Below are 25301 nucleotides of genomic sequence, written 5' to 3'. Positions count from 1 at the left end.
AAATGCGGGGGGCGCGGATGTAAAGACCCGCGCCCCCGCCAAACGTCATGGCTGATGTCAATAAAGGCCGCCGCCACCGCCGGTGATGGCCTGCTGCGCCTGCGGCGAGGTCTTCAGAATATCTTCCTGCGACATGTAGCCTTCAGCACCGATAACCGAGAAGCTATCGGCCGGGCCTGTGCCGGGCTTAAAGGCTTCCATGATCGTGTCCGGTTCGCCTTCCGCTGCCGCCATGCCGGTCTTGCGGTTGACGGCAACGAAGTTCATGCCTGCAGGCACGATGAACTTGCTCGGCTGGAGATGCTTGGCCGCATCGGCGATGAATTCACCGAAAATCGGCGCAGACAGCGAGCCGCCGGTACCACCGCGACCGAGCGGTGCGGGCGAGTCGAAACCAATGTACAGGCCGGCGACCATGTCCGGGGTGTAACCGACGAACCAGGCATCCTTTTCATCATTGGTGGTGCCCGTCTTGCCGGCAACCGGCAGATCGACCTTGATCTTGCCTGCGGCCGTACCGCGCTGCACGACACCTTCCAGCATGGAGGTGGTCTGATAAGCGGTCATCGGGTCCAGAACCTGTTCGCGGTTGTCGACGATCACAGGCTCATCCTGGTTCTGCCAGCTGGTAGCGTTGCAACCTTCGCAGGCGCGCTCCTCATGGCGGAATATCGTCTTGCCGTAACGGTCCTGAATGCGGTCAATCAGCGTCGGCTTGATCTGCTTGCCACCATTGGCGATGACCGAATAGGCCGAAACCATACGCATCACGGTGGTTTCACCAGAACCGAGCGACATGGAGAGAAGCGGCGGCATCTTGTCGTAGATACCGAAGCGTTCGGCATATTCCGCCACCAGATTCATGCCCATGTCCTGCGCCAGACGCACGGTCATGAGGTTACGAGACTTTTCGATGCCGAGGCGCAGGGTCGAGGGACCTGCAGAACCGCCGCCGTAATTCTGCGGTTTCCAGACCTGGCCGCCCGACACCACCTCAATCGGCGCATCAAGAATAACCGATGCGGGCGTATAGCCATTGTCGAGCGCCGCTGCATAGATGAATGGCTTGAACGAGGAACCGGGCTGACGCATTGCCTGCGTCGAGCGGTTGAACTCCGATTGCGCATAGGAGAAACCGCCGACCATGGCCAGAACGCGGCCGGTATGCGGGTCCATCACCACCATACCACCCTGCACCTTGGGCGGCTGCCGCAGGCGATATTCATTTCCGGAGCTGGAAAGCGGTTGTGCATAGATGACGTCACCGACTGTCAGGACGCCAACCGGAGACTTGGCGGTGGCTTTCTTGCCTGCCGCGTCACGATAGGCCCAGCGCATGTTCTCCGCAGAGATGTGACCGCGCGTGCGCTTGTCGCCATCTTCCGCATCGGGGTCGGCCTGGATGCCGATATCGACACCATCTGCGGCAACCGCAAGCACGACCGCGACCTTCCATTCCGGAACGTCTCTCAAGCCCTTGACCTTGGCAAGCGCAGCCGTCCAGTCGCCGGCCGTCTCGATCTTTTCGATGGGCCCACGGAAACCGCGACGCTCATCATACTGCACCAGACCATCCTGAAGCGCCTTGCGGGCCTCCATCTGAATCTGGGGATCAAAGGAAGTGCGAACGGAAAGGCCGCCTTCGAGAAGTGCTTCCTCGCCGTATTTCTCAACGATCTGGCGGCGGACTTCTTCGGCAAAGTAGTCGGACGCGAAGATATGTGCACCACCGCGGCGCAGGTTCACTCCAAGCGGCTGTTTCTTGGCGTCTGCGGCGTCGGAGGCCGTGATATAGCCGTTTTCGGCCATGCGGTCGATCACCCAGTCGCGACGCTCGAGAGCCGCCTTTTCGCGGCGGATCGGGTGGTAATTGGCCGGACCTTTCGGCAGCGATGCCAGATAGGCGGTTTCCGCAATGGTCAGTTCCGTCACCGATTTGTTGAAATAGGTGAGCGCCGCGCCGGCGATGCCGTAGGAATTCAGGCCGAAGAAGATCTCATTGAGATAAAGCTCAAGAATCTTGTCCTTGGAATAGGTCTGCTCGATGCGGAAGGAAAGAATGGCTTCCTTGAGCTTGCGGTCGATGGTCTGGTCGTTTGTCAGCAGGAAGTTCTTCGCGACCTGCTGGGTGATGGTGGATGCGCCCACCGGACGGCGGCCGGAGCCGAAATTCTGGATATTGACGAGAATGGCACGGCCGAGGCCCCACACATCGACGCCGGGGTGATTGTAGAAATTCTTGTCTTCCGCGGACAGGAAGGCCGCCTTCACCCGGTCGGGAATCGCCTGGATCGGCAGGAACAGGCGCTTCTCATGGGCATATTCCGCCATAAGCGCCCCGTTGCCCGCATGCACGCGGGTCGTGACCGGCGGTTCATAGGTGCTCAGAACTGCGTAATCCGGCAGGTCCTTCGTCACGCCGTGCAAATAAATCGCACCGGCGGCGGCGGCGCACAGGAAGAGCACGCTGGCCAAGCCGAAAAAATATCCAATCAGTCTGATCATACCAAGCTACCGATAATTCGAATCGTAACCATCCACGCCCGAGGAAACGGGCGCATCTTTGCATATCGCGTGCCGTTTTGCACACCATACCTTCGATGACAAGCCGGATACGGCAGCATTCGCTGATATGTTACCGGGCCACCAGCCCGCAACTCCGCGCCAACGCTTTGCGGACCGCCACCGAATCCGAGTTCCGAGTAACGCGGCGAATGTGAGTAAAATAGGGCTCGGCCCCGTTATTCATCCGCAAGGTCCCGAATTGAACAGCATTTTTAGCGATCAATGGCAACGCGGCAACAGCTCGGCCGACACGGCGCATTTCCCTTCAGCCACCGTTCGCCAGAGCCTTCGAACGGTACCGCCCGACGGCTGTTGCCAGCGTATCGGCCACCTTCTTGCGCCATTCCGCATCGAGAAGCAGCTTCTCGTCGTCAGGATTGGAAAGGAAACCAAGCTCGAGAAGCACCGATGGCACGTCATGGGCGCGCAACACCATGAAACCGGCGTAACGATGTGGATTGTTGATGAGGCCAACCTGCCCCTCGAAGGACGAAACGATGTTTTCGGCGAGTGTCACCGAGAACGCCTGGGTTTCCCGGCGCGTGAAATCGAGGAGAATATCGGCGACTTCCGGCGGCTCGCTGGAAACGGCGACACCGGCGATCTGGTCGGACTTGTTTTCACGCTCCGCCAATTCCTGCGCCATACGGTCCGACGCGCGATCGGACAAAGTATAGACGGTCGCGCCACGTATGCCCTTCTGTTTCAGTGTATCGGCATGCAGGGAGATGAAAAGATTGGCGTTGTTCTGCCGCGCGATCGTCACGCGTTCGGACAAGGCAAGAAATGTATCGGAATCACGCGTCAGGAAGGCCTTTATGCCGGGCTCGCGGTTCAGGCGCTCCGCGAGCTCCTTCGCGAACATCAAGGTGATGACCTTTTCCTCGGTGCCTGTCGTGCCACCTGAGGCGCCGGCATCGATGCCTCCATGACCGGCGTCGACCGCGATGACGAATTCCGCCGGGCGGGAAGTCTTGTCCGCGGGAGAAATCGCGGCGGTGGTAACGGGCGCAGGCGCCTGCCACTGCTGCTCCTTCACAAGTTCGGCGAACTTGCCCCTGGTGGTGATCTCCGTATCGAGGACGAAACGGAAGGACTGCCCGTCATCGGCCTTTTTCGTTTCAGCGACCGCCACCCGCACCGGCTTCTTCGCCGTCAGCACGATACGGGCGCTGTTTTCCCCCATTCCGCCGAAGCGAATATCGGAAAAAAGGCCGGTCGGCCTGAGATCGGATGCGGGAAAGCTGAAATTCACCGCCGGGAAGTCCACGACGATGCGGGCGGGCGAATCGAGATAGTGAACGTCGAACTCCGGCTCCTCGGCAAAATCGAGAACGATGCGCGTGCGCGCCTCATCACCGATGATGCGGGCCTGATGCGCGACGAGCGGCTCCGTGGCCTGGACGGCCGGGACAGCGGAAACCGAGGCGACGGCAGACACTGTCACGACAGCCGCAAGCCGCGCGATTCGCGCGCCAATCCACCCTGCCCCACCTGATTTCGTTGCGCTGCGCGTGAAATTCATGGTCTTCAAGAAATTCCGTATTTCAGTCATTTTCGATAACCGGCGCGGCAAAACACCCGGAACGGTGCCGTTTCAACCACGCCGGACGGCAATTTGCGCGTTTGCGCCTCACCATCGCAGGCCTTGGTGAACCAATTGTTAACCCGGAAATTCCACCAACAATATGGCATATTTAGCCAGCCTATTGCTATTATGACAGAGAAAACATACAACATGGATGAGGGTTAAAAGTGTTGACGGGATAGATGCCCGCCGGCTGCCAATCGAAAAAGACGCTGGCGCTGCAAATCGGGCAATCATCTGCCGTCGTTACATTTATCCTGAAACTCGATCAATTCCGGCCGTGGCCGGAGACCTACCCGGTGGCGCTGCCACCGCCGCTCTGAGGAGAGCAAATTCATCGGACCCCAAGGGGTCTATATATTATTGTCGTTCCGCCTGGCCAATGATGTCGCAGCAGTTTTCACATGAACCGGATACCAGGAGCAGGCCAAGCGCCTCGCCGTCGGTCCGGATGCTGCCAGTTTACAGACGCCCGGCAGGAGACTTCATTTCCGGCACATCCTTGCACTCATATGAAAGGCTCGTCCGTGTGGCGGGCCTGTTCTCGTATAAAACAAGGCTGCGCCGAGGAGCACAGCTTACATGGCAGACAAAATGCTTATCGACGCCTCCCACGAAGAGGAGACACGCGTAGTCGTTGTCCGTGGGAACCGGATCGAAGAATTCGATTTTGAATCGGAACACAAAAAACAGATCCGCGGCAATATCTACCTTGCCAAGGTCACCCGCGTTGAGCCCTCCCTCCAGGCGGCCTTCGTGGATTACGGTGGAAACCGTCACGGCTTTCTCGCTTTCGCGGAAATCCATCCGGATTATTACCAGATCCCGCTCGCTGATCGTCAGGCCCTGCTGAAAGCGGAAGCCGAGGATCATCGCCGCAGCGACGATTTCGAATCGGCCGATGCGCCTGAGCCCGCCGCCCCGATGATCGACCTTTCGCAGGTGGATCAGCCGGATGTCGGCATTGTTTCCGCAAGCGAAACCACTGAGACCGTTGTGACGGAAGAAGCTGCACCCGTCGTGGAAGCGGTTTCCGAAGAAGCGGCCGTCGAAGTCGTCGCGGAAGAAGCGCCGGCAGAGGAAGAAAAGCCGAAGAAGCGCGTTCGCCGCCCCCGCGCCAAGAAGAAGACAGCCGAAGAAATCGCAGCCGAGGCAGCAGACGCGTCTTCCGAAGACGATGGTAGCACCGGCGGTGAAATGGCCGCGATGGTCGATACCGACACGATTTCCGAGGAAGTCGAAGGTCTTCGCCGCGGCAATGACGATGATGACGACGACGATGACGATCATCACGAAAAGGAAGTGATCGAATCCGTCGGCGCCGAAGACGCCATGGAAGAAGTTCCGGATCGCGTTGCCCGCAAGCCGCGCAAACAATACCGCATCCAGGAAGTCATCAAGCGCCGCCAGATCCTTCTCGTGCAGGTGGCCAAGGAAGAGCGCGGCAACAAGGGTGCCGCACTCACCACCTATCTGTCGCTGGCCGGCCGGTACTCCGTGCTGATGCCGAATACGGCGCGTGGCGGCGGTATTTCCCGCAAGATTACCCAGCCGAGTGACCGCAAGCGTCTGAAAGAAATCGCGCGCGATCTGGAAGTGCCGCAGGGTATGGGCGTCATTCTGCGCACCGCAGGCGCCAACCGCACCCGCGTCGAAATCAAGCGCGACTTTGAATATCTGATGCGCCTGTGGGAAAACGTCCGCACGCTGACGCTGAATTCCACGGCTCCCTGCCTCGTTTACGAGGAAGGCTCGCTGATCAAGCGTTCGATCCGCGATCTCTATAACAAGGATATCAGCGAGATCATCGTTTCCGGCGAAGAAGGCTATCGTGAAGCGAAAGACTTCATGAAGATGCTGATGCCGAGCCACGCCAAGGTTGTTCAGCCTTACCGCGACATTCACCCGATCTTCTCGCGCTCCGGCATCGAAGCGCAGCTCGACCGCATGCTGCAGCCCCAGGTGACGCTGAAGTCCGGTGGCTACCTCATCATCAACCAGACCGAAGCGCTGGTCTCCATCGACGTCAACTCCGGCCGTTCGACACGCGAGCATTCCATCGAGGAAACCGCGCTGACGACCAACCTGGAAGCTGCGGAAGAAGTGGCACGCCAGCTGCGTCTGCGCGACCTTGCCGGTCTTGTCGTCATCGACTTCATCGACATGGAAGAAAAGCGCAACAACCGCGCCGTCGAGAAGAAGCTCAAGGACTGCCTTAAGAACGACCGTGCGCGCATCCAGGTCGGCCGCATCTCGCATTTCGGTCTTCTGGAAATGTCGCGCCAGCGCATTCGCGCTTCGGTGCTGGAATCGACCACGCAGGTCTGCCAGCATTGCGGCGGCACGGGTCACGTGCGTTCGGAATCCTCCATCGCGCTGCATGTGCTGCGTGGTGTCGAGGAATATCTGCTGCGCAACACCACCCACAACATCACCGTGCGTTGCACGCCGGAAACGGCGCTCTATCTGCTCAACCACAAGCGCGGCACGATTGTCGATTATGAAGGCCGCTTCGGCGTGTCGATCATCATTGCCGCCGACTCCGGCGTCGGCGCCCAGCATTTCGCCATCGATCGCGGTGAAGCCGTCGAAAATCCCGTGAAGATCGAAAGCCTCATCCAGATGCTGCCGAACTTCGTGGAAGAAGAAGACGATTTTGTCGCCGAGGTGGAAGAGGACGAAGACGAGGAAGAAATCGTCAAGACCGAAAGCGCCCAGCCCCGTCAGCAGCAGCAGGGCGACAATGGCGAAGAAGGCAAGCGCAAGCGCAAGCGCCGTCGCCGCCGTCGTGGCAAGGGCGGTCAGAACGACCAGAACGGCTCGCTTGAGGCCGGTTCCGGCAACGACGCTGACGGCGACGATGCCGAGGGTGATGACGACGGGATCGACACCGATGACAATGGGGTTGAGACCGAAAACGGCACTGCGGAAGCTGTAACCTCCGAAGAGGAAAGCAAGCGCAAGCGCCGCCGCCGCGGGAAGCGAGGCGGTCGCCGCAATCGTGCAGAGGACGAAGCTCTCGACGCTTCCGGCGCTGAGGACGAAGGCGAAAGCGAAAGCGACGAAGCGCCTGTAACTGAGGCACCGGTAACCGAAGAGGCGACCGCAGCCGAAGTGGTGGAAGGTGTCGTTGCCGACGTCGTGGAAGAGGAAGCGCCGAAGAAGCCGCGCCGTACCCGCAAGGCGAAGGCCAAGACGGAAACCGAAGAAGCGCCGAAGGCCGAAGCCGTTGAAACGGTGGAGCCGGTGATCGTTGAGGAAACTGTCGTGGATGTCGCTGTTGAAGAAGCAGGCGAAGCGTCGGCCGATGTCGCTCCGCAGGCGGAAGCACCGGCGAGCGAAGAAAAGGTCCGCGCGAACAGGGGCAGCAATGTTTCGACTTCGGAGCCGGTGGTTACGTCGTCGTCTCCCAATCCCGATGGCGATGAGCCGAAGCCGCGCAAGGGCGGCTGGTGGCAGCGCCGCGGCTTCTTCTGAGAGAAGCTACATTTTGGATAAAAGACGCCCGCAACGATGTTGCGGGCGTTTTCTTTTATCGGTGCAAAGAACGGGCCCGTTTAGGGCCACTGACATTTCCTCATTCCATGCTTGTCACAGGAACGCAGTCAACGCATGCCCGCGGCGGGAGCGTCCTTTCAGCCCAAAGACCTGGGCTGGATCTCTTTAACAGGCACGGGATGAGGAGTGGGAGAGGCCAACCCTCAGACAGACCGCGTGAGACCACCATCCACGCGGATATTCTGGCCGGTAATATATCCTGCCCCCTCAGATGCGAGAAATGCCACTGTGGCGGCGATCTCTTCGCTCTTGCCGTAACGCTGCATCGGAACGCTTTCGCGGCGTTCTTCCGTCGCCGGCAGGCTGTCGATCCAGCCGGGAAGGACATTGTTCATGCGGACATTATCGGCTGCGTAGGTATCGGCAAAAATCTTGGTGTAGGAGGCAAGGCCGGCGCGGAACACGGCGGATGTGGGGAACATGCTGCTCGGTTCGAAAGCCCAGGCAGTCGAGATGTTGACGATCGCGCCCGCCCTCTGCCTTACCATGACCGGGGCGATGATGCGCGTCGGGCGAATGACGTTCATGAGGTAGACATCGAGCCCGGTATGCCATTGTTCGTCGGTAATATCGAGGATGGCGGCGCGCGGGCCATGGCCGGCGCTGTTCACCAGCACGTCGATACGGCCGAATCTCTCAAGCGCCAGATCCGTCAGCCGTTGCAGGTCTTCATTGGACTGGTTGGAACCGGTAACGCCGATGCCGCCCAACTCTTTCGCCAGCGCCTCTCCCTTGCCAGAAGACGACAGGATAGCGAGCTTGTAACCATCCGCGGCCAGGCGTTTCGCAACGGCAGCTCCCATGCCGCTGCCGCCTGCCGTCACCACCGCCACTTTTTCTGCCGACATCGCTTTTCTCCCATTCCAGGTCTGACGGACAGCCCGTATGGCGGTCCTTCTTCAGCTTAAACTGTCTCATCTTTAACGGGTTTCCAAGACGAGTTCGAACCAGAAAGGCTTGTCGAGGCATGCAGAAAAATTGATGCTGATGCGTCAGCCCGGGCCGACACCCGTTGGGTGAGCAGACCGGCTATCCGCCGGTGCTTCCTCCCTCTCCTGCAAACCATAGTCACGCATCACATGCGCGATACGCAACCTGTAATCGGAGAAGACGCCAGTCCGGCCGAGCGACTGGGCGGCGCGATGAGGCAGGGTGTTACGCCACGCCTTCACCGCCTCCTCATCACGGAAGAACGACAAGGAGAGCATCTTTTCGGGATTGCCGATGCTCTGAAACCGCTCGACGGAGAGGAAACCGTCGATGGTTTCAAGTTCTGCCCGCAGGCCGGCGGCTATATCCAGATAATGTTGCTTCTCGCCTGCAGCTGGCCAGACCTCAAAAATCACGGCGATCATCGTCCGGCTCCCGCATGGGGGGCGGATGCGAGGCGCAGAAACAGTCGGTCCTCGCGACGGATGAATTGTTCGCGGCGCGCGAATTCATAATTTTCCTGCCCGGCCGGATCGGCGGCGAGCCGCGCCCTATAGGCTTCGTACGCGGCGAGGTTTTCGATGTTGTAGACACCGTAGGCAATGGTGCTCGATCCCTCCTTCGGCGCGTAATAACCGATCAGATCAGCCCCGCAACGCGGGATCGCCTCTCCCCAGTTGCGGGCATAGCGTTCGAAGGCATCGACCTTGAAAGGATCGATCTCGTAGCGGATGAAACAGGTCAGCATCGTTTGTCTCCTCATGTTCTGCCTCTCCCTTCTACGCCATTGCCATGCCTCGATGCTTCGGTTACCATCGAAGCATGAAAGACGGACCCGTGATTGCCAATGTTGCCGCCCTTATCGGCGATCCTGCCCGCGCCAACATCTTGACGGCGCTGATGGACGGGCGCGCGCTGACAGCGAGCGAGCTCGCGGAAGCCGCGGGTGTGACCCTGCAAACTGCCAGCGGTCACCTGTCAAAGCTCTCGGACGCACAATTGCTGAAAGCGGAAAAACAGGGTCGACATCGATATTTCCGCCTCTCCGATGAGGATGTGGCGCAGGTTCTGGAAGCGTTGATGGGGCTTGCCCAACGCACTGGCGCGGTACGTGTGCGCACCGGGCCGAAGGACAAGGCGCTTCGTGAGGCGCGCATCTGCTACGATCATCTGGCCGGGGAAAGCGGCGTGGCACTGCTTGCCGCCATTACCGCAAAGGGTCTCCTGACGTTAGGTGATGATCCTGCCTTAACGGAGAGCGGACGCGACTTCTTCTCGAACTTCGGCATAGACCTTTCGCCGCTCGAAAAGGCCCGCCGCCCGGTCTGCCTGCATTGCCTGGACTGGAGCGAACGCCGGCATCACCTCGGCGGCGGGCTTGGCGCATCGCTTCTTGAAGCGATGCAGCAGCGCGACTGGTTGCGGCGCGGAAATGGCCGTGTGCTGACCTTTACTGCCAAGGGTGAAAAGGCGTTCAACAGCACCTTTGGCTGCACGCCCGCCTGATCTCCCCAGCGTATGATACCCGGTTATTTCAGCCAGCCGGCTATACGCCCAACGGCCTCGGCAATGTCAGACACGGAACCCGCATAAGAAATGCGCAGCGCCCTGTGGCCTTCCTCCGGGTCGAAATCCATGCCTGGTGTCGCTGCCACGTCGATTTCTGCCAGCATACGCTTTGCGAAATCCATGCTGTCATTGGAAAAACGGCTGGTATCGACATAGGCATAAAACGCGCCATCCATGGGGGATGCCAGCGGCAGGCCTATTTCCGGCAGTCGCGCCATCAGGAAATCGCGATTGGTGCGATAGCTCTCCCGATAGACATCCAGTTCCTCCGCCGCCGAAAAGGCTGCGGTCGCCGCAAGCTGCGACAGTTCAGGCGGGGAAATATAAAGGCTCTGGGCCAGACACTCGACCGGCCGGACGAGGTTTTCCGGCAAGACCATCCAGCCGATGCGCCAGCCCGTCATGCAATAATATTTGGAGAAGGAATTGATGACCACCGCATTGTCGGTAATTTCGAGTGCGCTCGTCTCTTCGCCGACGAAGGTAAGGCCGTGGTAAATCTCATCGGAAATGAAGGCCATGTCGCGGCTTTCGCAATAGGTCGCAAGCCGCTTCAGCGCCTCGCGGCCTGTGACGGTGCCGGTCGGATTGGCCGGGCTTGCCAGCAGAACGCCCTTCAGCTTGCAGCCCGCTTTCGTTTCCGCACGCTCCAGGCTTGCCGGCGTCAGCGTGTAGCCGGTTTCAGCCGTGACCGGCACTTCCACGACGTTGAGGCCGAGAGCCTTCAGGATATTGCGATAGGCCGGATAACCGGGCCTCGCGATCGCGACATGATCGCCCGCGTCGAAAAGGCTGAGAAAGGCAAGATTGAAGGCCGCTGACGAGCCCGTTGTCACGGCGATGCGAGCCGGATCGATCGCGACCTGGTGACGCAACCGGTAATGGCCGGCAATCGCCTCCCGCAGTTCGCGCAGGCCGAGCGCATCGGTATAACCGATCCGCCCATGTTTCAGCGCCTCTTGAGCCGCTGCCAGCGACGCCTTCGGTGCGGGATGGGAGGGCTGGCCGACCGCCATGGAAATGACGGGGCGGCCCGCCTGCCTGCGCCTGTTCGCCTCCGCCAGAATATCCATGGCGTGAAAGGGTTCGACTGCGCTCCGCTTCGACATCGTAATCAAGGGCATGCTCTTTCCTGAACCGTATTTCAGAGACTTGCCGCAGAATCACAATCTTCACAATCATGCGACCATAATGCGGACAAGTATTTTTGCCGTATGGCATTTGGCTTAAAGTAAGGTAATTGCCTTCATAAGATTTCAAGAGGCTCCGGCCGCACAGAATGAGGACCGATATGGCGCATTTTCTCCGTTCCACCCTTCTTGCCAGCGTGACGGCCCTTTCAGCGGTATTCGCCTCCCTGCCCGCGCATGCGCTCGATGAGCAGCAGAAGAAGGAAATGGGCGAGTTCATCAAGCAGTATCTGATCGAGAACCCCGAGATCATGCTTGAGGTTCAGGATGCGCTTGAGCGCAAGCAATATGCGGCGCGCAACGCCAAGGCGGCAGAGGCGGTCGCCGACAACAAAAAGGCGATCTTCGAATCGAAATTCGATCTGGCACTCGGCAATCCCGATGGCGACGTCACACTCGTTGAGTTCTTCGATTACAACTGCGGTTATTGCAAACGCGCCATGGGAGACATGGACAACATCCTGAAGAGCGACAAGAAAATACGCGTCGTGCTCAAGGAATTCCCGATCCTCGGACCGGAATCGGTCGCCGCACATCGGGTCTCCAATGCCGTGAAGCTGCTGGCGCCGGCCAAATATCCGGAGTTCCAGCGCACGCTCCTCGGCGGCCGCGGACGGGCGAATGAGGACAGCGCCATGGAAGTCGCCACCTCGCTAGGCCTCAAGGAAGCCGATATCCGCAAGTCGATGGCGGAAAACCCCAATGATGCGCAGGTGCAGGAAACCTACAAGCTGGCAAACAGCCTCGGCATCACGGGAACGCCGTCTTATATCGTCGGCGACGAGGCGGTTTTCGGCGCCGTCGGTGCCGACCCGCTGAAGGAGAAAATCGCCAATATGCGCAGCTGCGGTAAAGCCACCTGCTCCTGATTGCTAAAAAAGCAAGTGCATTCCCTGTGAGATGCCGGCCTGGCGGCCGGTTTACGGCTTGCAGGGGCTTTTCCTTGGCGGCTGCGCAGTCTATAGGTGTCGCTGATTTTCGTATGGAAACGTGAATGAGCAACATCATCATCGTCATCAACGGCCCCAATCTCAACATGCTGGGAAAAAGGGAACCGGGTATCTATGGTGGCAAGACGCTGAAGGACATCGAGAATGATTGTCTTCAAGCCGGTGCCGATCTCGGTTTCGCAGTGGAATTCCGCCAGTCCAACCACGAAGGCGTGCTCGTGGACTGGTTGCATGAGGCGGGAGAAAGGGCGGCGGGTGTCGTCATCAATCCCGGCGCTTACAGCCACACCTCTATCGCGTTGCACGACGCCATTCGCGCGATTTCCACGCCCGTCGTGGAAGTGCACATTTCCAACATCCACGCCCGGGAAGAGTTCCGCCACAAATCGATGGTCTCACCGGCAGCGAAGGGCATGGTCTGTGGTTTCGGACCATATGGATACGTCATGGCGCTTCACGCGCTGAAAAACATCACGGCATAAAAAGAAACAAAGAATAGGGTTTGTCATGTCTGAAAAGAAACAGGGTATCGACAAGGAACTGATCCGCGAACTCGCGAATATCCTCAACGATACCGACCTTTCGGAAATCGAAGTGGAGCAGGATGACCTGCGCATCCGCGTTTCGCGCGCCGCTCCCGCAGCCACGGTTTATGCCGCAGCACCGCCCGCTTATGCACCGGCGCCCGCAGCAGCGCCCGCCGCGCCGGCAATCGCGGCCCCTGCTGCACCGGCAGCAGCCGCTGCACCGGCACGCAACCCGGCAAACACCGTGTCTTCGCCCATGGTTGGCACAGTCTATCTCTCGCCAGCCCCTGGCGCCCGCCCCTTCATCGAAGTCGGCGCAACCGTCAAGGAAGGCCAGACACTTCTCATCGTCGAGGCCATGAAGACCATGAACCAGATCCCGGCTCCGAAGTCCGGCAAGGTCGTGGAAATCATCGTCAACGACGCACAGCCCGTGGAGTATGGCGAAGCCCTCGTGGTCATCGAATAAAGGCGGTTCAGCATGGTTTCGAAGATCCTCATAGCCAACCGCGGCGAAATTGCGCTGCGCGTCCTGCGCGCCGCCAAGGAGCTTGGCATTCCCACCGTCGCCGTGCATTCCACGGCGGACGCGGACGCCATGCATGTGCGCCTCGCCGACGAAAGCGTATGCATCGGCCCGCCGCCTTCGCGTGACAGCTACCTCAATATCCACCAGATCGTTGCGGCCTGCGAAATAACAGGTGCGGACGCCGTTCACCCCGGCTACGGCTTCCTGTCGGAAAACGCCAAATTTGCCGATATCCTTGACGCGCACGGTATCACCTTCATCGGGCCGACCGCCGAGCATATCCGCATCATGGGCGACAAGATCACCGCCAAGCAGACGGCGCAGGAACTTGGCATTCCCGTGGTTCCCGGCTCCGATGGCGAAGTGAAGCCTGAGAACGCGCTGGAAATCGCACGCACGATCGGCTTTCCGGTCCTCATCAAGGCAACCGCCGGCGGCGGTGGTCGCGGCATGAAGGTGGCGAAGACCGAGGCCGATCTGGAAGAGGCGGTTGCGACTGCCCGCTCCGAAGCGGCAGCAGCATTTGGCAACGACGCCGTCTACATGGAAAAGTACCTCGGCAAGCCACGCCATATCGAAGTGCAGGTGTTCGGCGACGGTGAAGGCAACGCCATTCATCTCGGAGAGCGCGATTGCTCGTTGCAGCGTCGCCACCAGAAGGTGCTGGAAGAAGCCAACTCTCCGGCTCTGACGGTTGAACAGCGCATGAAGATCGGCGAGATTTGCGCGAGCGCCATGCGCAAGCTGAAATATCGCGGTGCCGGCACCATCGAGTTCCTTTATGAAAACGGCGAGTTCTATTTCATCGAAATGAACACGCGTCTGCAGGTGGAGCATCCGGTCACGGAAGCGATTACCGGCATGGATCTCGTGCAGGAACAGATCCGCGTCGCATCGGGTCAGGGCCTCTCGGTCACGCAGGCCGATATCGAATTCCATGGCCACGCCATCGAATGCCGTATCAATGCCGAGGACCCGCGCACCTTCGTTCCCTCGCCTGGCACGCTGACCTATTTCCACACGCCGGGCGGCCTTGGTGTGCGCGTCGATTCGGGCGCCTATCAGGGCTACAAGATCCCGCCCTATTACGACAGCATGATCGGCAAGCTCATAGTTCACGGCCGCGACCGTGACGAATGCATTCGCCGCCTGCGTCGGGCGCTCGACGAATTCGTCGTCGACGGCATCAAGACCACGCTGCCGCTTTTCCAGGATCTTCTTCAGAATGAGGATATCCTGAAGGGCGATTATGATATTCACTGGCTGGAAAAATATCTGGCCGGTGACGCGTCTCACTAAGACGATATGGCTGGGCGGCGCAGCAGAAATAACGACATAACGGTCGATATCCTGCTGCGCGCCTATTCCGCCGGCCTGTTCCCGATGGCCGATTCGGCTGACGATCCCGAGCTTTTCTGGGTCGAGCCGGAAGTGCGCGGTATCATTCCGCTCAATTCCTTCCACATTTCCAAAAGCCTCGCCAAAGCGATGCGCAAGAAGCCATTCGACATACGCTTCAACACCGCTTTCGAGGCTGTCATGGCGGGCTGCGCCGCAGAGGCCCCGGACAGGCCAAGTACCTGGATCAACGCCACCATTCGCAGGCTTTATAGCGAACTGCATCAGATCGGCCATGCCCATAGCGTCGAGGCCTGGGAAGGCAAGGAGCTTGTCGGCGGACTCTACGGCGTTTCGCTGGGAGCGGCATTCTTCGGCGAAAGCATGTTCTCCCGTCGCACCAATGCATCGAAGATTTGCCTCGTGCATCTGGTGGAGAGATTAAAAGCAAGCGGCTTCGTGCTGCTCGACACTCAATTCACGACGGAGCATTTGAAAACGTTCGGCGCCATCGATGTGCCGAAGCTTGAATATGCGAAAATGCTCGACGTCGCCGTCAATCGGCCGAGTCTGCATTTCTAGACGTTATCTTGGGTTATTTGCTTGCCGTAGAGGGAGCAGGCACTTCCGAGTCCTGTTTGCAACCCGTCAGCCATACGTCATAGATCGGGTGTTCCACGGCGTTGAGGCCGGGGCTGTCGGCGAACATCCAGCCGGTGAAGATGCGACGGATTTTACGGTCGAGGGTGATTTCATCCACTTCGACAAATGCGTCGATCTTCTGCGCTTCCGTCTGGTCGCGCGAATAACAGACCTTCGGCGTGACCTGAAGCGCGCCGAACTGCACCGTCTCATCGATATAGACATCGAAGGACGTGATGCGACCCGTGATCTTGTCGATGCCGGAAAAGACCGCTACGCGGTTTTCAAGCCGGGCGGCGGAGACGGGCGAGATGAGGAAGGCAGCAGAAACCGCCGCGAACAGCGTCACCGTCAGCGCACGCAAAGAACGGTCCCGCGTGATTTTCCTCATACGATGTGTCTCCAAAATTTGCCTGTGTCGGGACGCCGACCGGATCAACGCCTAAGGGCGGAATGTGGCAAAAACCGGTGAGGCCGGATGCATGCGCGGCGTTTTGCACAACACCGCGCATCGCGATAGCTCAGTTGCCGGGTGTCCAGGCGTCGTAGTCGCCGGTCACACGCGGGCGCTCCCCGGCCACAGCCAGCGAGCCCTGAGGGCGATAGGCCTTGGACGAGCCTGTGAGGTTTGGCTGGTGCGGCTTCTGCCACTCGCGCGCAACGTACCTTTCCTGGCTCGGCGGAACGTCGGTGCGATAGTGCATCCAGCCATGCCAGCCGGGCGGAATGGCAGAGGCCTCAGCGTAGCCGTTATAGATCACCCAGCGGCGCGGCATGCCCCAGGAGGTGGTGCCGCCTTCGTAATAGGTGTTACCCAACTCGTCCTGCCCCACCTTCTTGCCGAAACGCCAGGTGTGAAACCGCGTTCCGATCGTCTGGCCGTTCCACCAGGTGAAGATTTGCGTCAGGAGAGTCTTCATTCTACGTTCCTCGGGCTTGAATGCGCCGCAGCGATTTTCCGTGCACGGCACAAGACATGCTTATGCCGCCCCTCACGCCAATTGTCCAGCATTTCAAGATATATCAGTGCTATTTCAGCTTCATCCTGAAGCCAAGATGCCGCTTCTCGAAACCCAGCCGCTCGTAGAAGCGGTGCGCGTCCAGCCGGGCCATGTTGGAGGTGAGCTGCGCGGCTTTCAGGCCCTGACGGCGGGCTTCATCAAGACAATAGTTGATCATCATCGCGCCGATGCCGCGACCGCGCATGTCGGCCCTTGTCTGCACCGCTTCGATGACCATAGACCTGGCCCCTCGCCCGACGAGCTTGGTGAGGATCGCCGTCTGAAAGGTGCCGACCACCTCGCCATCCAGTTCGGCGACGTAAAGCGTTTCGCTCGGCGATGCCTCGATTGCCCGGAAGGCGGCAAGATAATCGGGCTGTGCCGATTCGTCCGCCGTATCGCCGTGGCCGCCGATCTCGTCAGCGGCAAAAATGGCGGCGAGTGCCGGCAGATCGTCTTCACGGGCCGTTCGAATTATTAGATGTTCCAGGGTCGCATTCATCGGGTCAGGCTCTTTTCCATCACGATGCCGGGCAACCCCTCGATACCCGCCATGCGCTCGATTCGGTCCACCTCGACAAATCCGACGCCTTCATAGAAGTTGATTGCGACAGTATTTTTAGGCTCGACCTCCAGACGCATGATTTCCGCGTCCGGGAAGCAGGTTTCAAGCTCCGCGAAGAGATCGCGGCCAACGCCCTGCCGCTGAAGATCGGGCGCCACGTAAAGCTGGTGGAGCAGCGCCGTCTTTGCCATCTTGGTCGACATGGAGCCGTAAGCCATGCCGCCGATCCGCTTGCCGTCATCGGCAACAAGGAACTCGCCACCCTTCTTCTCGACGCGGTCCTTCATGGCCTGCGGCGAATGCCAGGCTGCGATCAGCTCGTTGACCTTATCCGCGCCGTAGATAGCGTCATAGGTCGCGTGCCATGTCGTCGCGAGCAGCGCCCGGACCGGCTCGATGTCACGCAGGCTGGCTGTGCGGATGAAAAACATGATCTGGCTCCGTCTTGAAACAGAAATGCCGGGCGTGGATCCCGGCAGAAGTGATGTCAGTCGCCCTTGCTGGACGTCATCCTCGGGCTTGTCCCACCGTGTGGCTTAATCGGGAATAATCCGGACTAAAACCATTACTTCCGTCATGCCGGTCCCTGGAACAAGCCCAAGGATGATCCGGCATCCAGCCGACTCGCGTCTGCGCGGTGAAAAGAGTCTTTTCAGCCCAAGGACTTGGGCTGGCTGGATCCCGGCTCAAGGCCGGGATGACGGAGACCCTCTGCCGTTACTCGAGCGGGAGGCAGCCGTCGCTTACTCTTCCTCGATTCCGAGCTTCGCTTTCACCAGCGCCTGCACCGCCTGCGGGTTGGCCTTGCCGCCCGTCGCCTTCATGACCTGGCCGACAAACCAGCCGGCGAGCGTTGGCTTCGCCTTGATCTTCTCGACCTGATCCGGGTTGGCGGCGATGATCTCGTCGACAGCCTTTTCGATGGCGCCGGTATCGGTTACCTGCTTCATGCCGCGGGCTTCAACGATCTCGGCCGGATTGCCGCCCTCGTTCCAGACGATTTCAAACAGATCCTTGGCGATCTTGCCAGAGATGGTCTCGGCCTTGATCAGATCGATGATGCCGCCGAGCTGTTCGGGCGACACCGGCGTCGTCTCAATGTCCTTGCCCGACTTGTTCAGCGCGCCGAGCAGGTCGTTGATGACCCAGTTGGCGGCAGCCTTTGGATCGCGTCCGGCGGCGACGGCTTCGTAATAATCGGCAATCGCCTTTTCTGAGACCAGAATCGAGGCGTCATAGACCGACAGGCCGAGATCGGCGACGAAACGGGCCTTTTTGTCATCAGGCAGTTCCGGCAGATCGACCTTCAGCGCCTCGACGAAGGCATCATCGAATTCGAGCGGCAGCAGGTCCGGATCGGGGAAATAGCGATAGTCATGCGCGTCTTCCTTGGAGCGCATGGACCGCGTTTCACCTTTACCGGGATCGAACAGGCGGGTTTCCTGATCGATGACGCCGCCATCTTCCAGAATGGCGATCTGGCGACGCGCCTCATATTCAATCGCCTGGCCGACGAAGCGGATGGAGTTGACGTTCTTGATCTCGCAGCGCGTGCCGAAGCCTTCGCCCGGACGGCGTACGGAGACGTTGACGTCGGCGCGCATGGAGCCTTCGTCCATGTTGCCGTCGCAGGTGCCGAGGTAACGCACGATGGAGCGCAGCTTGGTGAGATAGGCCTTCGCCTCATCCGACGAGCGCATGTCCGGCTTGGAAACGATTTCCATCAGCGCCACGCCAGAACGGTTGAGGTCCACGAAGGACATGGTCGGGTGCTGGTCATGCATCGACTTGCCGGCGTCCTGCTCCAGATGCAGGCGCTCGATGCCAATCTCGATATCCTCGAAATTGCCCTGGCGGTCGGGACCAAGCGAAATGGTGATGGTGCCTTCACCGACGATCGGATCCTTGAACTGCGAAATCTGGTAGCCCTGCGGCAAATCCGGATAGAAGTAGTTCTTGCGGTCGAAAATCGAGCGGTTGTTGATCTTTGCCTTGAGGCCGAGACCGGTGCGCACCGCCTGCTTCACGCATTCCTCGTTGATAACGGGCAGCATGCCTGGCATGGCGGCATCGACCAGCGACACGTTGGAATTCGGCGCGTTGCCGAAAGTGGTGGAGGCGCCGGAGAACAGCTTGGAATTGGACAGAACCTGCGCATGCACCTCCATGCCGATCACGATTTCCCAATCGCCGGTGGCGCCGGGAATGAAGCGTTTCGGGTCGGGGGTGCGCACGTCTACAAGGGTCATCTCAAGCTCACGATATACGGGTTCTTTGGCCTTGGTGGGTAGAACAAATGAAGCGCTGGCGCAAGACATCTTGCACCCCGTCGCGCGACGGCCGGAATTTTCGAAGACATCGGATACGCGTTTTTTACCCTTACAGGTTTCAATTCACGCCATGCAAACGATCGCTCTCTGCTTTCTGGCCTATATCGCCTTCAATCTCTTCGTCTTTCTTGTCTATTGGTGGGACAAGGAAGCGGCGAGGAATGGCGGATGGCGTATCCGGGAAAGCACGCTGCTTTTGCTCGCGCTCGTGGGTGGCAGTGCGGGCGCGATCTCGGCGCAAAGGTTGCTGCGGCACAAAACCCGCAAGGAACCGTTTCGCAGCAAGCTGATATCGATCGTCATCTTGCAGGCGGGCCTCGTCGCATCGCTCCTTATCACGCCGGACTGGCCGATGCGGCTGATGGCCACTCTACAAACCCTGTTTTAGAACGCCGGCCCGTAAAGACCACTCTCGACCTCAGCCAGTTGCTTCTGCAAGCCCACCGATTGCACCTCGCGGTCCAGCTTCGGCGCATAGGAAACCGAGAGCCAGCGAATGCTATAGCCATGGTAGCGGAAAAAGGCGACGGCCGGTTCATTCTGGGCATGGGTTTCAAGCCGTATGGTCTCGAAGCCCTTTTCCTCTATCAGTCGTTCGATGTCGCCCAACAGGCGGCTGCCGACGCTCCTCCGCTGAAACTCCGGATCGATCCAGAAGTCGGAAATCGCCTCGTTAAAATGCTCCCGCGCGGCCCAACCCGCAACCGAGCCGCCCAGTTCCGCGACGCGGATGGCAAGCCACGATGAGCGGGTGAAATTAGAAAAGGCGCTCGCCGCATTGTCGTAAAGCGTCGGTGTGATGCCGAGAGCCGCGGTTGCCTGCCGCCACGCCCTGAGGCCGATGGCCGCCAGAACCTCCGCTTCCTGCTCATACGCGTTGCGAATGACGATCAAGCCGCGCCCTCCTTGGCCGTTTGAAGTAAACCATTGCGGGTGCGATTCGACCAGCGTGGTTTTCCCGCTCCCTGCGGACTTGACCGCGCCGGTTTGGCCCATTACCCAAAAGGAGCAAGAACGGAGTTTTTATGTTCGCTCAATCGGAGTCCCGGTAAAGGCCCTGCCCGCAATTTTCTTGCGCGCCGGGCCAAATGAAACCGAGCCGGATGCCCTAACGGCACCCGGGTTTGCTTTCACGCGTCTAGAAGACGCCGACCGGACTTCAAACAATGGACATTTCCCGCGCCGAACAGCGCATTCTTCACCTGCTCGCCCAGGGCGGCAGAATTGAACTCGTTCGAGACGACGCCCGCAAAATTGAAAAACTTTCGCTCTTCACGCGCGAAGGATGGATTTTCAGCGGCCTCGACCTTCTCACCTTCCGCAAGCTGAAACGGAAGCGAGCCATCGCCTCCTCCGGTGGCAAGCCCTACCGCATTACCACGCGCGGGCTGGAACTTGTGAGGGGTGAGCTGGACAACCGATAAACTGACCGGGCGGCGCAATGCCGTCGCCCGGCATTTCGCGACGCGGCAGCGACGGTGTAACAAGTTAAGAGAGCTTTTGCTCCAGCTTCACCTTCTCAAGTTCGACTTTCATGATGTCGGACCATTCCATGCCGCGCCAGACGATCTGAAAGCCGCAACGCTGGTAAAGGCCTATGGCGGCGCGATTTCTCGCATGGGTGTCGATGGTGGCAAGCGGCAGGCCCGCAGCCCGCATCCTGTCGAGAAAGTGGAGGATCAGCGCTTTGCCAATCCCCTTGCCCTGCCAGGTAGGGTCCACCCACAGATCGGAAATATGATGAGGCTTGGCATCGCAAGCGCCCCAACCGACGACAACACCGTCGATTTCGGCCACGACGACATCACCGGTCGGAGACTTGGCGAAGCTTTCGAATTCGTCCCTCACCCGCTCGATGACATGGGAATCGAGATAGGCGGCGTCGAAGGCTTCACCGGCACGCCATGCGGCAAAACCGACAAAGCCGACCGCATCGCGATCAGCTTCGTTCATCTGTCTGAGCTTGAGACTGCTTACCACCACTTGGCAGGCGTGAACTTGCCCGCTGCCTGCTCGATGGCGTGGGCCGTCTTGAACAGCGTTTCTTCTTCGAACGGCTTGCCGATGAGCTGCAGGCCAAGCGGCAGGCCCTTGCCATCAAGACCGGCAGGCACCGAAAGGCCGGGAAGACCGGCCATGTTGACGGTGATGGTGAAGACGTCCTGCAGGTACATCTTGACGGGATCGGAAGCGAGTTCCTCATCACCGACCGCGAAGGCGGAAGACGGCGTGATCGGGGCAAGAATGGCGTCGACGCCTTCGTGGAAGACGTTCTCGAAGTCCCGCTTGATGAGCGTGCGGACCTTCTGCGCCTTGAGATAATAGGCGTCGTAATAACCGGCCGACAGCACATAGGTGCCGACCATGATGCGACGCTGCACTTCCTTGCCGAAACCGGCGGCGCGGCTCCTTTCGTACATGTCGGCAATGTCCTTGCCGTCGACGCGCAGGCCGTAGCGGACGCCGTCATAACGGGCAAGGTTGGACGAGGCCTCTGCCGGTGCGACGATGTAATAGGCGGGAAGCGCATATTTGGTGTGCGGCAGCGAGATGTCGACCACCTCTGCACCGGCGTCGCGCAGCCATTCGACGCCCTTGGCCCAGAGCTTTTCGATTTCGTCAGGCATACCGTCAACGCGGTATTCCCGGGGGATACCGATCTTCAGGCCCTTGAGCGACTGACCGATGGCCTTTTCGTAATCCGGCACAGGAAGGTCAACCGAGGTCGTGTCCTTGGCGTCGACGCTTGCCATGGTCTTCAGCAGGATGGCCGCGTCGCGCACGTCGCGGGCAATCGGGCCAGCCTGATCGAGCGACGAGGCGTAAGCGACGATGCCGAAGCGCGAGCAGCGGCCGTAAGTGGGCTTGATGCCGACGGTGCCGGTGAAAGCCGCCGGCTGGCGGATGGAACCGCCGGTATCGGTTGCGGTGGCGCCGGCGCAAAGATGCGCGGCAACGGCTGCGGCCGAACCGCCCGAGGAGCCGCCAGGCACCAGCTTCTGCTCGGAACCATTGGCGCGCCACGGGTTGATGGCCGGGCCGTACCAGGAGCTTTCATTGGACGAGCCCATGGCGAATTCGTCCATGTTGAGCTTGCCGAGCATGACGGCGCCCTGATCCCAGAGGTTCTGGGTGACGGTGGATTCGTATTTCGGCTTGAAGCCATCGAGGATGTGCGAGCAGGCCTGGGTGTGAATGTCACGCGTTGCGAAAAGGTCTTTAACGCCGAGCGGAATGCCTTCCAGCTCACCCGCGGAACCGGCAGCAATACGGCCGTCGGAGGCTTTCGCCATCTCGCGCGCCTTTTCGGGCGTCGTCGCCACATAGGCGTTCAGCGCACCGTTGGCGGTGTCGATGGCGGAGAGATAGGCGTCGGTGAGCTCAAGGGCGGAAAATTCTTTCGCCTTCAGCTTCTCGCGGGCTTCGGCAATGGTCAGGCTCGTCAGGTCGGTCATGGTCGGCAACGGCTTTCGAAAATCTCGGAAAAATCGGGCGGCAAGATGGATCGATTACTCGACCACTTTCGGCACCATGAAGAAATTGCGATCGGTCGCGGGCGCGTTGGCGACGATGTCGTCCGCCTTGTCGCCATCGGTCACCTCGTCGGCGCGCTTCTTCATCGCCACCGGCGTTACCGACGTCATCGGCTCGACGCCATCCACATTCACTTCCGAAAGCTGCTCCACGAAACCGAGTATGCCATTCAGCTGGCCGAGCATGTTCTGTGCTTCGTCTTCAGTGACAGCGATACGGGCAAGGCGCGCAACACGCTTTACGGTGGCGAGATCGACGGACATGGTTTTACTCCGATGGGATATTTCCCATTCGCTATAATGACCATGTCCGTCCTTCGCAACGGTAGAAAGCATGTCGCGGCTAACTCGGCGGCGGTTTTGCGCTCACGACATGCGGCGTTGACGCTTAGAAGGACAGGACGTCGCCCGCCCTGGGTGTATGGACGCGCGCTTCGGCGCCTTCCATTCCGGCCACGAATTTCTCCGGCGTCTGGTCGATTATCGGGAAGGAGCCGTAATGGCAGGGAAGCACGTGCTGGAACTTGAAGAAGCGCTGGCAGGCAAGCGCCGCCACAGCTCCGCCCATGGTAAAGCGGTCACCGATCGGCACGAGACCGATATCAGGCTGATGCAGTTCATTGATGAGCTTCATGTCGGAGAAGATATCCGTATCGCCCATATGGTAGACGGCCGGACCGTCCTCGAAATGCAGCATCAGGCCGTTGGCATTGCCGAGCGAATGGGAAACGCCGTCCTCGGTGATCTGGGCGGAGGAATGCAGCGCATTGGTGAAGGTAACCGAGAAACCGTCAAAATGAACGGTGCCGCCGGTATTGCCCATATCGACCTTCGCAACACCCTTGGCGGAAAGCCACGCGGCTAGATCGGCATTCGCCAGCACGGTCGCACCCGTCTCGCGGGCAAGCTGCACGGTATCTCCGACATGGTCGCCATGGCCGTGGGTCAGCAGAATATGGGTGACGCCTTCGGCTGCAGACTTGCCATCCTGCCCTGCAAAACCGGGGTTGCCGGTGAAAAACGGATCGATGAGAATCTTCGCGCTGCCGTTTTCCAGACGGAAGGCGGAATGGCCGAGCCAGGTGATTTTCATGGGAAGTTCTCCTTTGTATTGCCGGTATAATATGACATAGGACGGCCGGAACAACCGCACTACCTGTATTTAAGAGGGGCGACAATGGCCGCTGACAATGACGATTATGTGTACGACGAAGCGACCGGCGAATGGCGCCCTGCTTCCGAACTGGCCGCAGAAGCGGCACGCGCGAAGGAAGTGCACGATGCAGCAGGCAATGTGCTCGCCGATGGCGATTCCGTGACCTTGATCAAGGATCTGAAGGTCAAGGGCACCAGCACCGTCATCAAGCAGGGCACGGTCATCAAATCGATCCGACTGACCGATAATCCGGAAGAAATCGATTGCAGGCATGATGCGGTGAAGGGTCTGGTGCTGCGCACCGAATTCGTCCGCAAGCGATAAGGACAGCACGCGACATGGCAACACTCACCATCGAGGAACTGGCGGCAACGCTTCAGCCCGCGCAGGCAATTGCCGGCCTCGACCTTGGTACGAAAACCATCGGGCTCGCCATGTCGGATCTGTCGCGGCGTTTTGCGACACCGCGCCCCGTTATCAAGCGCGTGAAATTCACGCTGGATGCGGAAGTGCTGCTGGCCTTCGCTGAAAAGGAAAAGGTCGCCGCCTTCATTATCGGCCTGCCGATGAACATGGACGGCTCCGCCGGGCCCCGCGTGCAGGCAACCCGCGCCTTCGTGCGCACCATGGGCGAAAAAACCGCACTGCCCTTCGTTTACTGGGATGAGCGGCTTTCGACCGTTGCGGCAGAGCGCGCGCTTCTCGAAATGGATGTGTCTCGCGCCAAGCGGGCCGAACGCATCGATTCGGCGGCGGCGAGTTTCATTCTTCAGGGTGCGCTGGACAGGCTTTCCGCACTCACCCGCGCGGCCGACTGACGGCCCTGCCACCAGGCGTAAATCTGCCTGCGTTTGCGGAAGCCGAGAATCGCAAAAACGATCAGGCTGTCGACCGCAATGGCACGCGCCACCAGCGGCGGCAGGCTTTCCGGCGGAAGTCCGAGAATATTCCCGTATATCTCGAAGACGAGATCGTGGGTCTGACGTGTGAGCATGTAGAAGCCGAAGCTCATGTCGTAATAGGAAAGCCAGTACCAGCTGCCCAGCAGCGCGACAGGACCGGCCCACAGGATCAGAAACCACTTCATGCCGCCTGCCCCCGCACAAACAGTGTATCGGGGATGCCAGCAAGCACCGCCCAGCGCGCCACGGCCATCAGGCAGAGGTTCAGCGCCGGCACGTCGATATCCAACGGCAGCATAGCAAAAAACGTCATCATGACGCCCAAAGCTGTCCAGCGGCTCACTTGCGGCTCCCTTATGCGCAGTCATTGCGCATGGTTAACATTTCGTTAATTCACACTGGACCGGCCGCGATGGAGAGGCAAATGA

At 59.7% G+C, this 25301-nt stretch carries 29 protein-coding genes; 11 read left to right on the top strand and 18 right to left on the bottom strand.

Going from position 1 to position 25301, the window contains the following annotated elements; genetic code table 11:
- Positions 1-57: 57 nt before the first annotated feature.
- The gene (locus tag AGR2A_RS08455) at positions 58-2505 is read right to left on the bottom strand and encodes a penicillin-binding protein 1A (protein WP_004441461.1); all 2448 of its coding nucleotides are present in this window, start codon (positions 2503-2505) and stop codon (positions 58-60) included.
- 325 nt (positions 2506-2830) lie between these two features.
- Positions 2831-4090, bottom strand: coding sequence for an N-acetylmuramoyl-L-alanine amidase (locus AGR2A_RS08450; RefSeq protein WP_072494321.1), 1260 nt, complete (start codon positions 4088-4090; stop codon positions 2831-2833).
- A gap of 645 nt (positions 4091-4735) precedes the next feature.
- Here AGR2A_RS08450 and AGR2A_RS08440 point away from each other — a divergent pair.
- Complete coding sequence (locus AGR2A_RS08440) at positions 4736-7630, top strand: Rne/Rng family ribonuclease (RefSeq protein WP_080822656.1); 2895 nt, start codon at positions 4736-4738, stop codon at positions 7628-7630.
- Between the two features lie 224 nt (positions 7631-7854).
- On the opposite strand, the gene AGR2A_RS08435 is transcribed toward AGR2A_RS08440, so the two are convergent.
- The 3 genes from AGR2A_RS08435 to AGR2A_RS08425 all read right to left on the bottom strand — a co-directional run bounded on the left by AGR2A_RS08435 (position 7855) and on the right by AGR2A_RS08425 (position 9389).
- Positions 7855-8559, bottom strand: coding sequence for an SDR family oxidoreductase (locus tag AGR2A_RS08435; protein ID WP_004441449.1), 705 nt, complete (start codon positions 8557-8559; stop codon positions 7855-7857).
- A gap of 144 nt (positions 8560-8703) precedes the next feature.
- Complete coding sequence (locus AGR2A_RS08430; RefSeq protein WP_006698024.1) at positions 8704-9066, bottom strand: antibiotic biosynthesis monooxygenase family protein; 363 nt, start codon at positions 9064-9066, stop codon at positions 8704-8706.
- Positions 9063-9389, bottom strand: a complete 327-nt coding sequence (locus AGR2A_RS08425) for an NIPSNAP family protein (protein WP_004441442.1) — start codon at positions 9387-9389, stop codon at positions 9063-9065. Before AGR2A_RS08425 ends, AGR2A_RS08430 begins: the two co-directional genes overlap by 4 nt.
- 74 nt (positions 9390-9463) lie before the next feature.
- On the opposite strand from AGR2A_RS08425, the gene AGR2A_RS08420 reads away from it, so the two are divergent.
- Positions 9464-10147, top strand: coding sequence for an ArsR/SmtB family transcription factor (locus AGR2A_RS08420; RefSeq protein ID WP_042935937.1), 684 nt, complete (start codon positions 9464-9466; stop codon positions 10145-10147).
- 23 nt (positions 10148-10170) lie between these two features.
- Here the strand turns inward: AGR2A_RS08420 and AGR2A_RS08415 are convergent, their stop codons facing one another.
- Positions 10171-11328, bottom strand: coding sequence for a pyridoxal phosphate-dependent aminotransferase (locus tag AGR2A_RS08415; protein WP_006698022.1), 1158 nt, complete (start codon positions 11326-11328; stop codon positions 10171-10173).
- Between the two features lie 173 nt (positions 11329-11501).
- On the opposite strand from AGR2A_RS08415, the gene AGR2A_RS08410 reads away from it, so the two are divergent.
- The 5 genes from AGR2A_RS08410 (at position 11502) to aat (ending at position 15326) form a co-directional block, all read left to right on the top strand.
- Positions 11502-12269, top strand: coding sequence for a DsbA family protein (locus AGR2A_RS08410; RefSeq protein ID WP_004441433.1), 768 nt, complete (start codon positions 11502-11504; stop codon positions 12267-12269).
- A gap of 125 nt (positions 12270-12394) precedes the next feature.
- Positions 12395-12832 carry a type II 3-dehydroquinate dehydratase gene (gene aroQ / locus AGR2A_RS08405; protein WP_004441429.1) on the top strand — a complete coding sequence of 146 codons (438 nt, stop codon included), beginning with the start codon at positions 12395-12397 and terminating at the stop codon, positions 12830-12832.
- Positions 12833-12857: 25 nt separating this feature from the next.
- Positions 12858-13346 carry an acetyl-CoA carboxylase biotin carboxyl carrier protein gene (gene accB, locus AGR2A_RS08400; protein ID WP_004441427.1) on the top strand — a complete coding sequence of 163 codons (489 nt, stop codon included), beginning with the start codon at positions 12858-12860 and terminating at the stop codon, positions 13344-13346.
- Positions 13347-13358: 12 nt separating this feature from the next.
- Positions 13359-14705 carry an acetyl-CoA carboxylase biotin carboxylase subunit gene (gene accC / locus AGR2A_RS08395; RefSeq protein WP_004441425.1) on the top strand — a complete coding sequence of 449 codons (1347 nt, stop codon included), beginning with the start codon at positions 13359-13361 and terminating at the stop codon, positions 14703-14705.
- Between the two features lie 6 nt (positions 14706-14711).
- Positions 14712-15326: a leucyl/phenylalanyl-tRNA--protein transferase gene (gene aat, locus AGR2A_RS08390; RefSeq protein ID WP_072494319.1), complete on the top strand. Its 615-nt coding sequence runs from the start codon at positions 14712-14714 to the stop codon at positions 15324-15326.
- Between the two features lie 13 nt (positions 15327-15339).
- On the opposite strand, the gene AGR2A_RS08385 is transcribed toward aat, so the two are convergent.
- The 5 genes from AGR2A_RS08385 to gatB all read right to left on the bottom strand — a co-directional run bounded on the left by AGR2A_RS08385 (position 15340) and on the right by gatB (position 19201).
- Complete coding sequence (locus AGR2A_RS08385) at positions 15340-15777, bottom strand: DUF2155 domain-containing protein (RefSeq protein WP_004441417.1); 438 nt, start codon at positions 15775-15777, stop codon at positions 15340-15342.
- A 130-nt stretch (positions 15778-15907) separates the two neighbouring features.
- Positions 15908-16306, bottom strand: a complete 399-nt coding sequence (locus AGR2A_RS08380) for an NADH:ubiquinone oxidoreductase subunit NDUFA12 (RefSeq protein ID WP_072494318.1) — start codon at positions 16304-16306, stop codon at positions 15908-15910.
- A 109-nt stretch (positions 16307-16415) separates the two neighbouring features.
- Positions 16416-16889 (bottom strand): GNAT family N-acetyltransferase, encoded by a 474-nt coding sequence (locus AGR2A_RS08375; protein ID WP_072494317.1) that lies wholly within the window; start codon positions 16887-16889, stop codon positions 16416-16418.
- Positions 16886-17383, bottom strand: coding sequence for a GNAT family N-acetyltransferase (locus AGR2A_RS08370; RefSeq protein WP_006698018.1), 498 nt, complete (start codon positions 17381-17383; stop codon positions 16886-16888). The genes AGR2A_RS08375 and AGR2A_RS08370 overlap by 4 nt, the downstream gene beginning before the upstream one ends.
- Positions 17384-17695: 312 nt before the next feature.
- Positions 17696-19201, bottom strand: coding sequence for an Asp-tRNA(Asn)/Glu-tRNA(Gln) amidotransferase subunit GatB (gene gatB, locus AGR2A_RS08365; RefSeq protein WP_072494910.1), 1506 nt, complete (start codon positions 19199-19201; stop codon positions 17696-17698).
- A 151-nt stretch (positions 19202-19352) separates the two neighbouring features.
- On the opposite strand from gatB, the gene AGR2A_RS08360 reads away from it, so the two are divergent.
- The gene (locus AGR2A_RS08360; RefSeq protein WP_072494911.1) at positions 19353-19670 is read left to right on the top strand and encodes a DUF1294 domain-containing protein; all 318 of its coding nucleotides are present in this window, start codon (positions 19353-19355) and stop codon (positions 19668-19670) included.
- On the opposite strand, the gene AGR2A_RS08355 is transcribed toward AGR2A_RS08360, so the two are convergent.
- Positions 19667-20176 carry a GNAT family N-acetyltransferase gene (locus AGR2A_RS08355; protein ID WP_072494316.1) on the bottom strand — a complete coding sequence of 170 codons (510 nt, stop codon included), beginning with the start codon at positions 20174-20176 and terminating at the stop codon, positions 19667-19669. The genes AGR2A_RS08360 and AGR2A_RS08355 overlap by 4 nt on opposite strands.
- 272 nt (positions 20177-20448) lie before the next feature.
- Here AGR2A_RS08355 and AGR2A_RS08350 point away from each other — a divergent pair, with 272 nt between their 5' ends.
- A complete protein-coding gene (locus AGR2A_RS08350; protein ID WP_006698014.1) occupies positions 20449-20706 on the top strand; it encodes a YjhX family toxin in 258 nt (85 codons plus the stop codon).
- Between the two features lie 64 nt (positions 20707-20770).
- Here the strand turns inward: AGR2A_RS08350 and AGR2A_RS08345 are convergent, their stop codons facing one another.
- From AGR2A_RS08345 to AGR2A_RS08330, 4 genes are all read right to left on the bottom strand, one after another.
- Entirely contained in the window at positions 20771-21265 is a 495-nt protein-coding gene (locus AGR2A_RS08345; protein WP_272936967.1) for a GNAT family N-acetyltransferase, read from the bottom strand.
- Complete coding sequence (gene gatA, locus AGR2A_RS08340; RefSeq protein WP_072494314.1) at positions 21256-22737, bottom strand: Asp-tRNA(Asn)/Glu-tRNA(Gln) amidotransferase subunit GatA; 1482 nt, start codon at positions 22735-22737, stop codon at positions 21256-21258. Before gatA ends, AGR2A_RS08345 begins: the two co-directional genes overlap by 10 nt.
- 54 nt (positions 22738-22791) lie before the next feature.
- Positions 22792-23079 (bottom strand): Asp-tRNA(Asn)/Glu-tRNA(Gln) amidotransferase subunit GatC, encoded by a 288-nt coding sequence (gatC, locus tag AGR2A_RS08335; protein WP_004441400.1) that lies wholly within the window; start codon positions 23077-23079, stop codon positions 22792-22794.
- Positions 23080-23203: 124 nt separating this feature from the next.
- Entirely contained in the window at positions 23204-23908 is a 705-nt protein-coding gene (locus AGR2A_RS08330; protein ID WP_004441396.1) for a metal-dependent hydrolase, read from the bottom strand.
- An 84-nt stretch (positions 23909-23992) separates the two neighbouring features.
- Here AGR2A_RS08330 and AGR2A_RS08325 point away from each other — a divergent pair, with 84 nt between their 5' ends.
- Together AGR2A_RS08325 and ruvX are read left to right on the top strand one after the other, a co-directional pair.
- The gene (locus AGR2A_RS08325; RefSeq protein ID WP_006698012.1) at positions 23993-24295 is read left to right on the top strand and encodes an alkylphosphonate utilization protein; all 303 of its coding nucleotides are present in this window, start codon (positions 23993-23995) and stop codon (positions 24293-24295) included.
- A gap of 14 nt (positions 24296-24309) precedes the next feature.
- Positions 24310-24789 (top strand): Holliday junction resolvase RuvX, encoded by a 480-nt coding sequence (gene ruvX, locus AGR2A_RS08320; protein WP_006698011.1) that lies wholly within the window; start codon positions 24310-24312, stop codon positions 24787-24789.
- Here ruvX and AGR2A_RS08315 read toward each other — a convergent pair.
- Together AGR2A_RS08315 and AGR2A_RS29520 are read right to left on the bottom strand one after the other, a co-directional pair.
- The gene (locus AGR2A_RS08315) at positions 24741-25058 is read right to left on the bottom strand and encodes a DUF6105 family protein (RefSeq protein WP_004441389.1); all 318 of its coding nucleotides are present in this window, start codon (positions 25056-25058) and stop codon (positions 24741-24743) included. The genes ruvX and AGR2A_RS08315 overlap by 49 nt on opposite strands.
- On the bottom strand, positions 25055-25216 hold the full coding sequence (locus tag AGR2A_RS29520; RefSeq protein WP_004441388.1) for a hypothetical protein: 162 nt from the start codon (positions 25214-25216) through the stop codon (positions 25055-25057). Before AGR2A_RS29520 ends, AGR2A_RS08315 begins: the two co-directional genes overlap by 4 nt.
- Positions 25217-25301 lie beyond the last annotated feature (85 nt).

This window comes from Agrobacterium genomosp. 2 str. CFBP 5494, from assembly GCF_900013495.1.
GTDB lineage: Bacteria > Pseudomonadota > Alphaproteobacteria > Rhizobiales > Rhizobiaceae > Agrobacterium > Agrobacterium pusense.
The sequence above is the reverse complement of the archived record's forward strand: the minus strand, read 5'-3'. Positions and strand labels throughout refer to the sequence as shown.

Coding starts and splice junctions, on each gene's coding strand:
- AGR2A_RS08330 (WP_004441396.1), bottom strand. CDS start 23,908: ATGAAAATCACCTGGCTCGGCCATTCCGCCTTCCGTCTGGAAAACGGC.
- AGR2A_RS08350 (WP_006698014.1), top strand. CDS start 20,449: ATGGACATTTCCCGCGCCGAACAGCGCATTCTTCACCTGCTCGCCCAG.
- AGR2A_RS08435 (WP_004441449.1), bottom strand. CDS start 8,559: ATGTCGGCAGAAAAAGTGGCGGTGGTGACGGCAGGCGGCAGCGGCATG.
- gatC (WP_004441400.1), bottom strand. CDS start 23,079: ATGTCCGTCGATCTCGCCACCGTAAAGCGTGTTGCGCGCCTTGCCCGT.
- AGR2A_RS08440 (WP_080822656.1), top strand. CDS start 4,736: ATGGCAGACAAAATGCTTATCGACGCCTCCCACGAAGAGGAGACACGC.
- AGR2A_RS08315 (WP_004441389.1), bottom strand. CDS start 25,058: ATGAAGTGGTTTCTGATCCTGTGGGCCGGTCCTGTCGCGCTGCTGGGC.
- AGR2A_RS08455 (WP_004441461.1), bottom strand. CDS start 2,505: ATGATCAGACTGATTGGATATTTTTTCGGCTTGGCCAGCGTGCTCTTC.
- AGR2A_RS08410 (WP_004441433.1), top strand. CDS start 11,502: ATGGCGCATTTTCTCCGTTCCACCCTTCTTGCCAGCGTGACGGCCCTT.
- AGR2A_RS08450 (WP_072494321.1), bottom strand. CDS start 4,090: ATGAATTTCACGCGCAGCGCAACGAAATCAGGTGGGGCAGGGTGGATT.
- AGR2A_RS08370 (WP_006698018.1), bottom strand. CDS start 17,383: ATGTTTTTCATCCGCACAGCCAGCCTGCGTGACATCGAGCCGGTCCGG.
- AGR2A_RS08325 (WP_006698012.1), top strand. CDS start 23,993: ATGGCCGCTGACAATGACGATTATGTGTACGACGAAGCGACCGGCGAA.
- AGR2A_RS08420 (WP_042935937.1), top strand. CDS start 9,464: ATGAAAGACGGACCCGTGATTGCCAATGTTGCCGCCCTTATCGGCGAT.
- accB (WP_004441427.1), top strand. CDS start 12,858: ATGTCTGAAAAGAAACAGGGTATCGACAAGGAACTGATCCGCGAACTC.
- accC (WP_004441425.1), top strand. CDS start 13,359: ATGGTTTCGAAGATCCTCATAGCCAACCGCGGCGAAATTGCGCTGCGC.
- ruvX (WP_006698011.1), top strand. CDS start 24,310: ATGGCAACACTCACCATCGAGGAACTGGCGGCAACGCTTCAGCCCGCG.
- AGR2A_RS08375 (WP_072494317.1), bottom strand. CDS start 16,889: ATGAATGCGACCCTGGAACATCTAATAATTCGAACGGCCCGTGAAGAC.
- aroQ (WP_004441429.1), top strand. CDS start 12,395: ATGAGCAACATCATCATCGTCATCAACGGCCCCAATCTCAACATGCTG.
- AGR2A_RS08385 (WP_004441417.1), bottom strand. CDS start 15,777: ATGAGGAAAATCACGCGGGACCGTTCTTTGCGTGCGCTGACGGTGACG.
- gatA (WP_072494314.1), bottom strand. CDS start 22,737: ATGACCGACCTGACGAGCCTGACCATTGCCGAAGCCCGCGAGAAGCTG.
- gatB (WP_072494910.1), bottom strand. CDS start 19,201: ATGACCCTTGTAGACGTGCGCACCCCCGACCCGAAACGCTTCATTCCC.
- AGR2A_RS08360 (WP_072494911.1), top strand. CDS start 19,353: ATGCAAACGATCGCTCTCTGCTTTCTGGCCTATATCGCCTTCAATCTC.
- AGR2A_RS08380 (WP_072494318.1), bottom strand. CDS start 16,306: ATGAAGACTCTCCTGACGCAAATCTTCACCTGGTGGAACGGCCAGACG.
- AGR2A_RS08430 (WP_006698024.1), bottom strand. CDS start 9,066: ATGATCGCCGTGATTTTTGAGGTCTGGCCAGCTGCAGGCGAGAAGCAA.
- AGR2A_RS08425 (WP_004441442.1), bottom strand. CDS start 9,389: ATGCTGACCTGTTTCATCCGCTACGAGATCGATCCTTTCAAGGTCGAT.
- aat (WP_072494319.1), top strand. CDS start 14,712: ATGGCTGGGCGGCGCAGCAGAAATAACGACATAACGGTCGATATCCTG.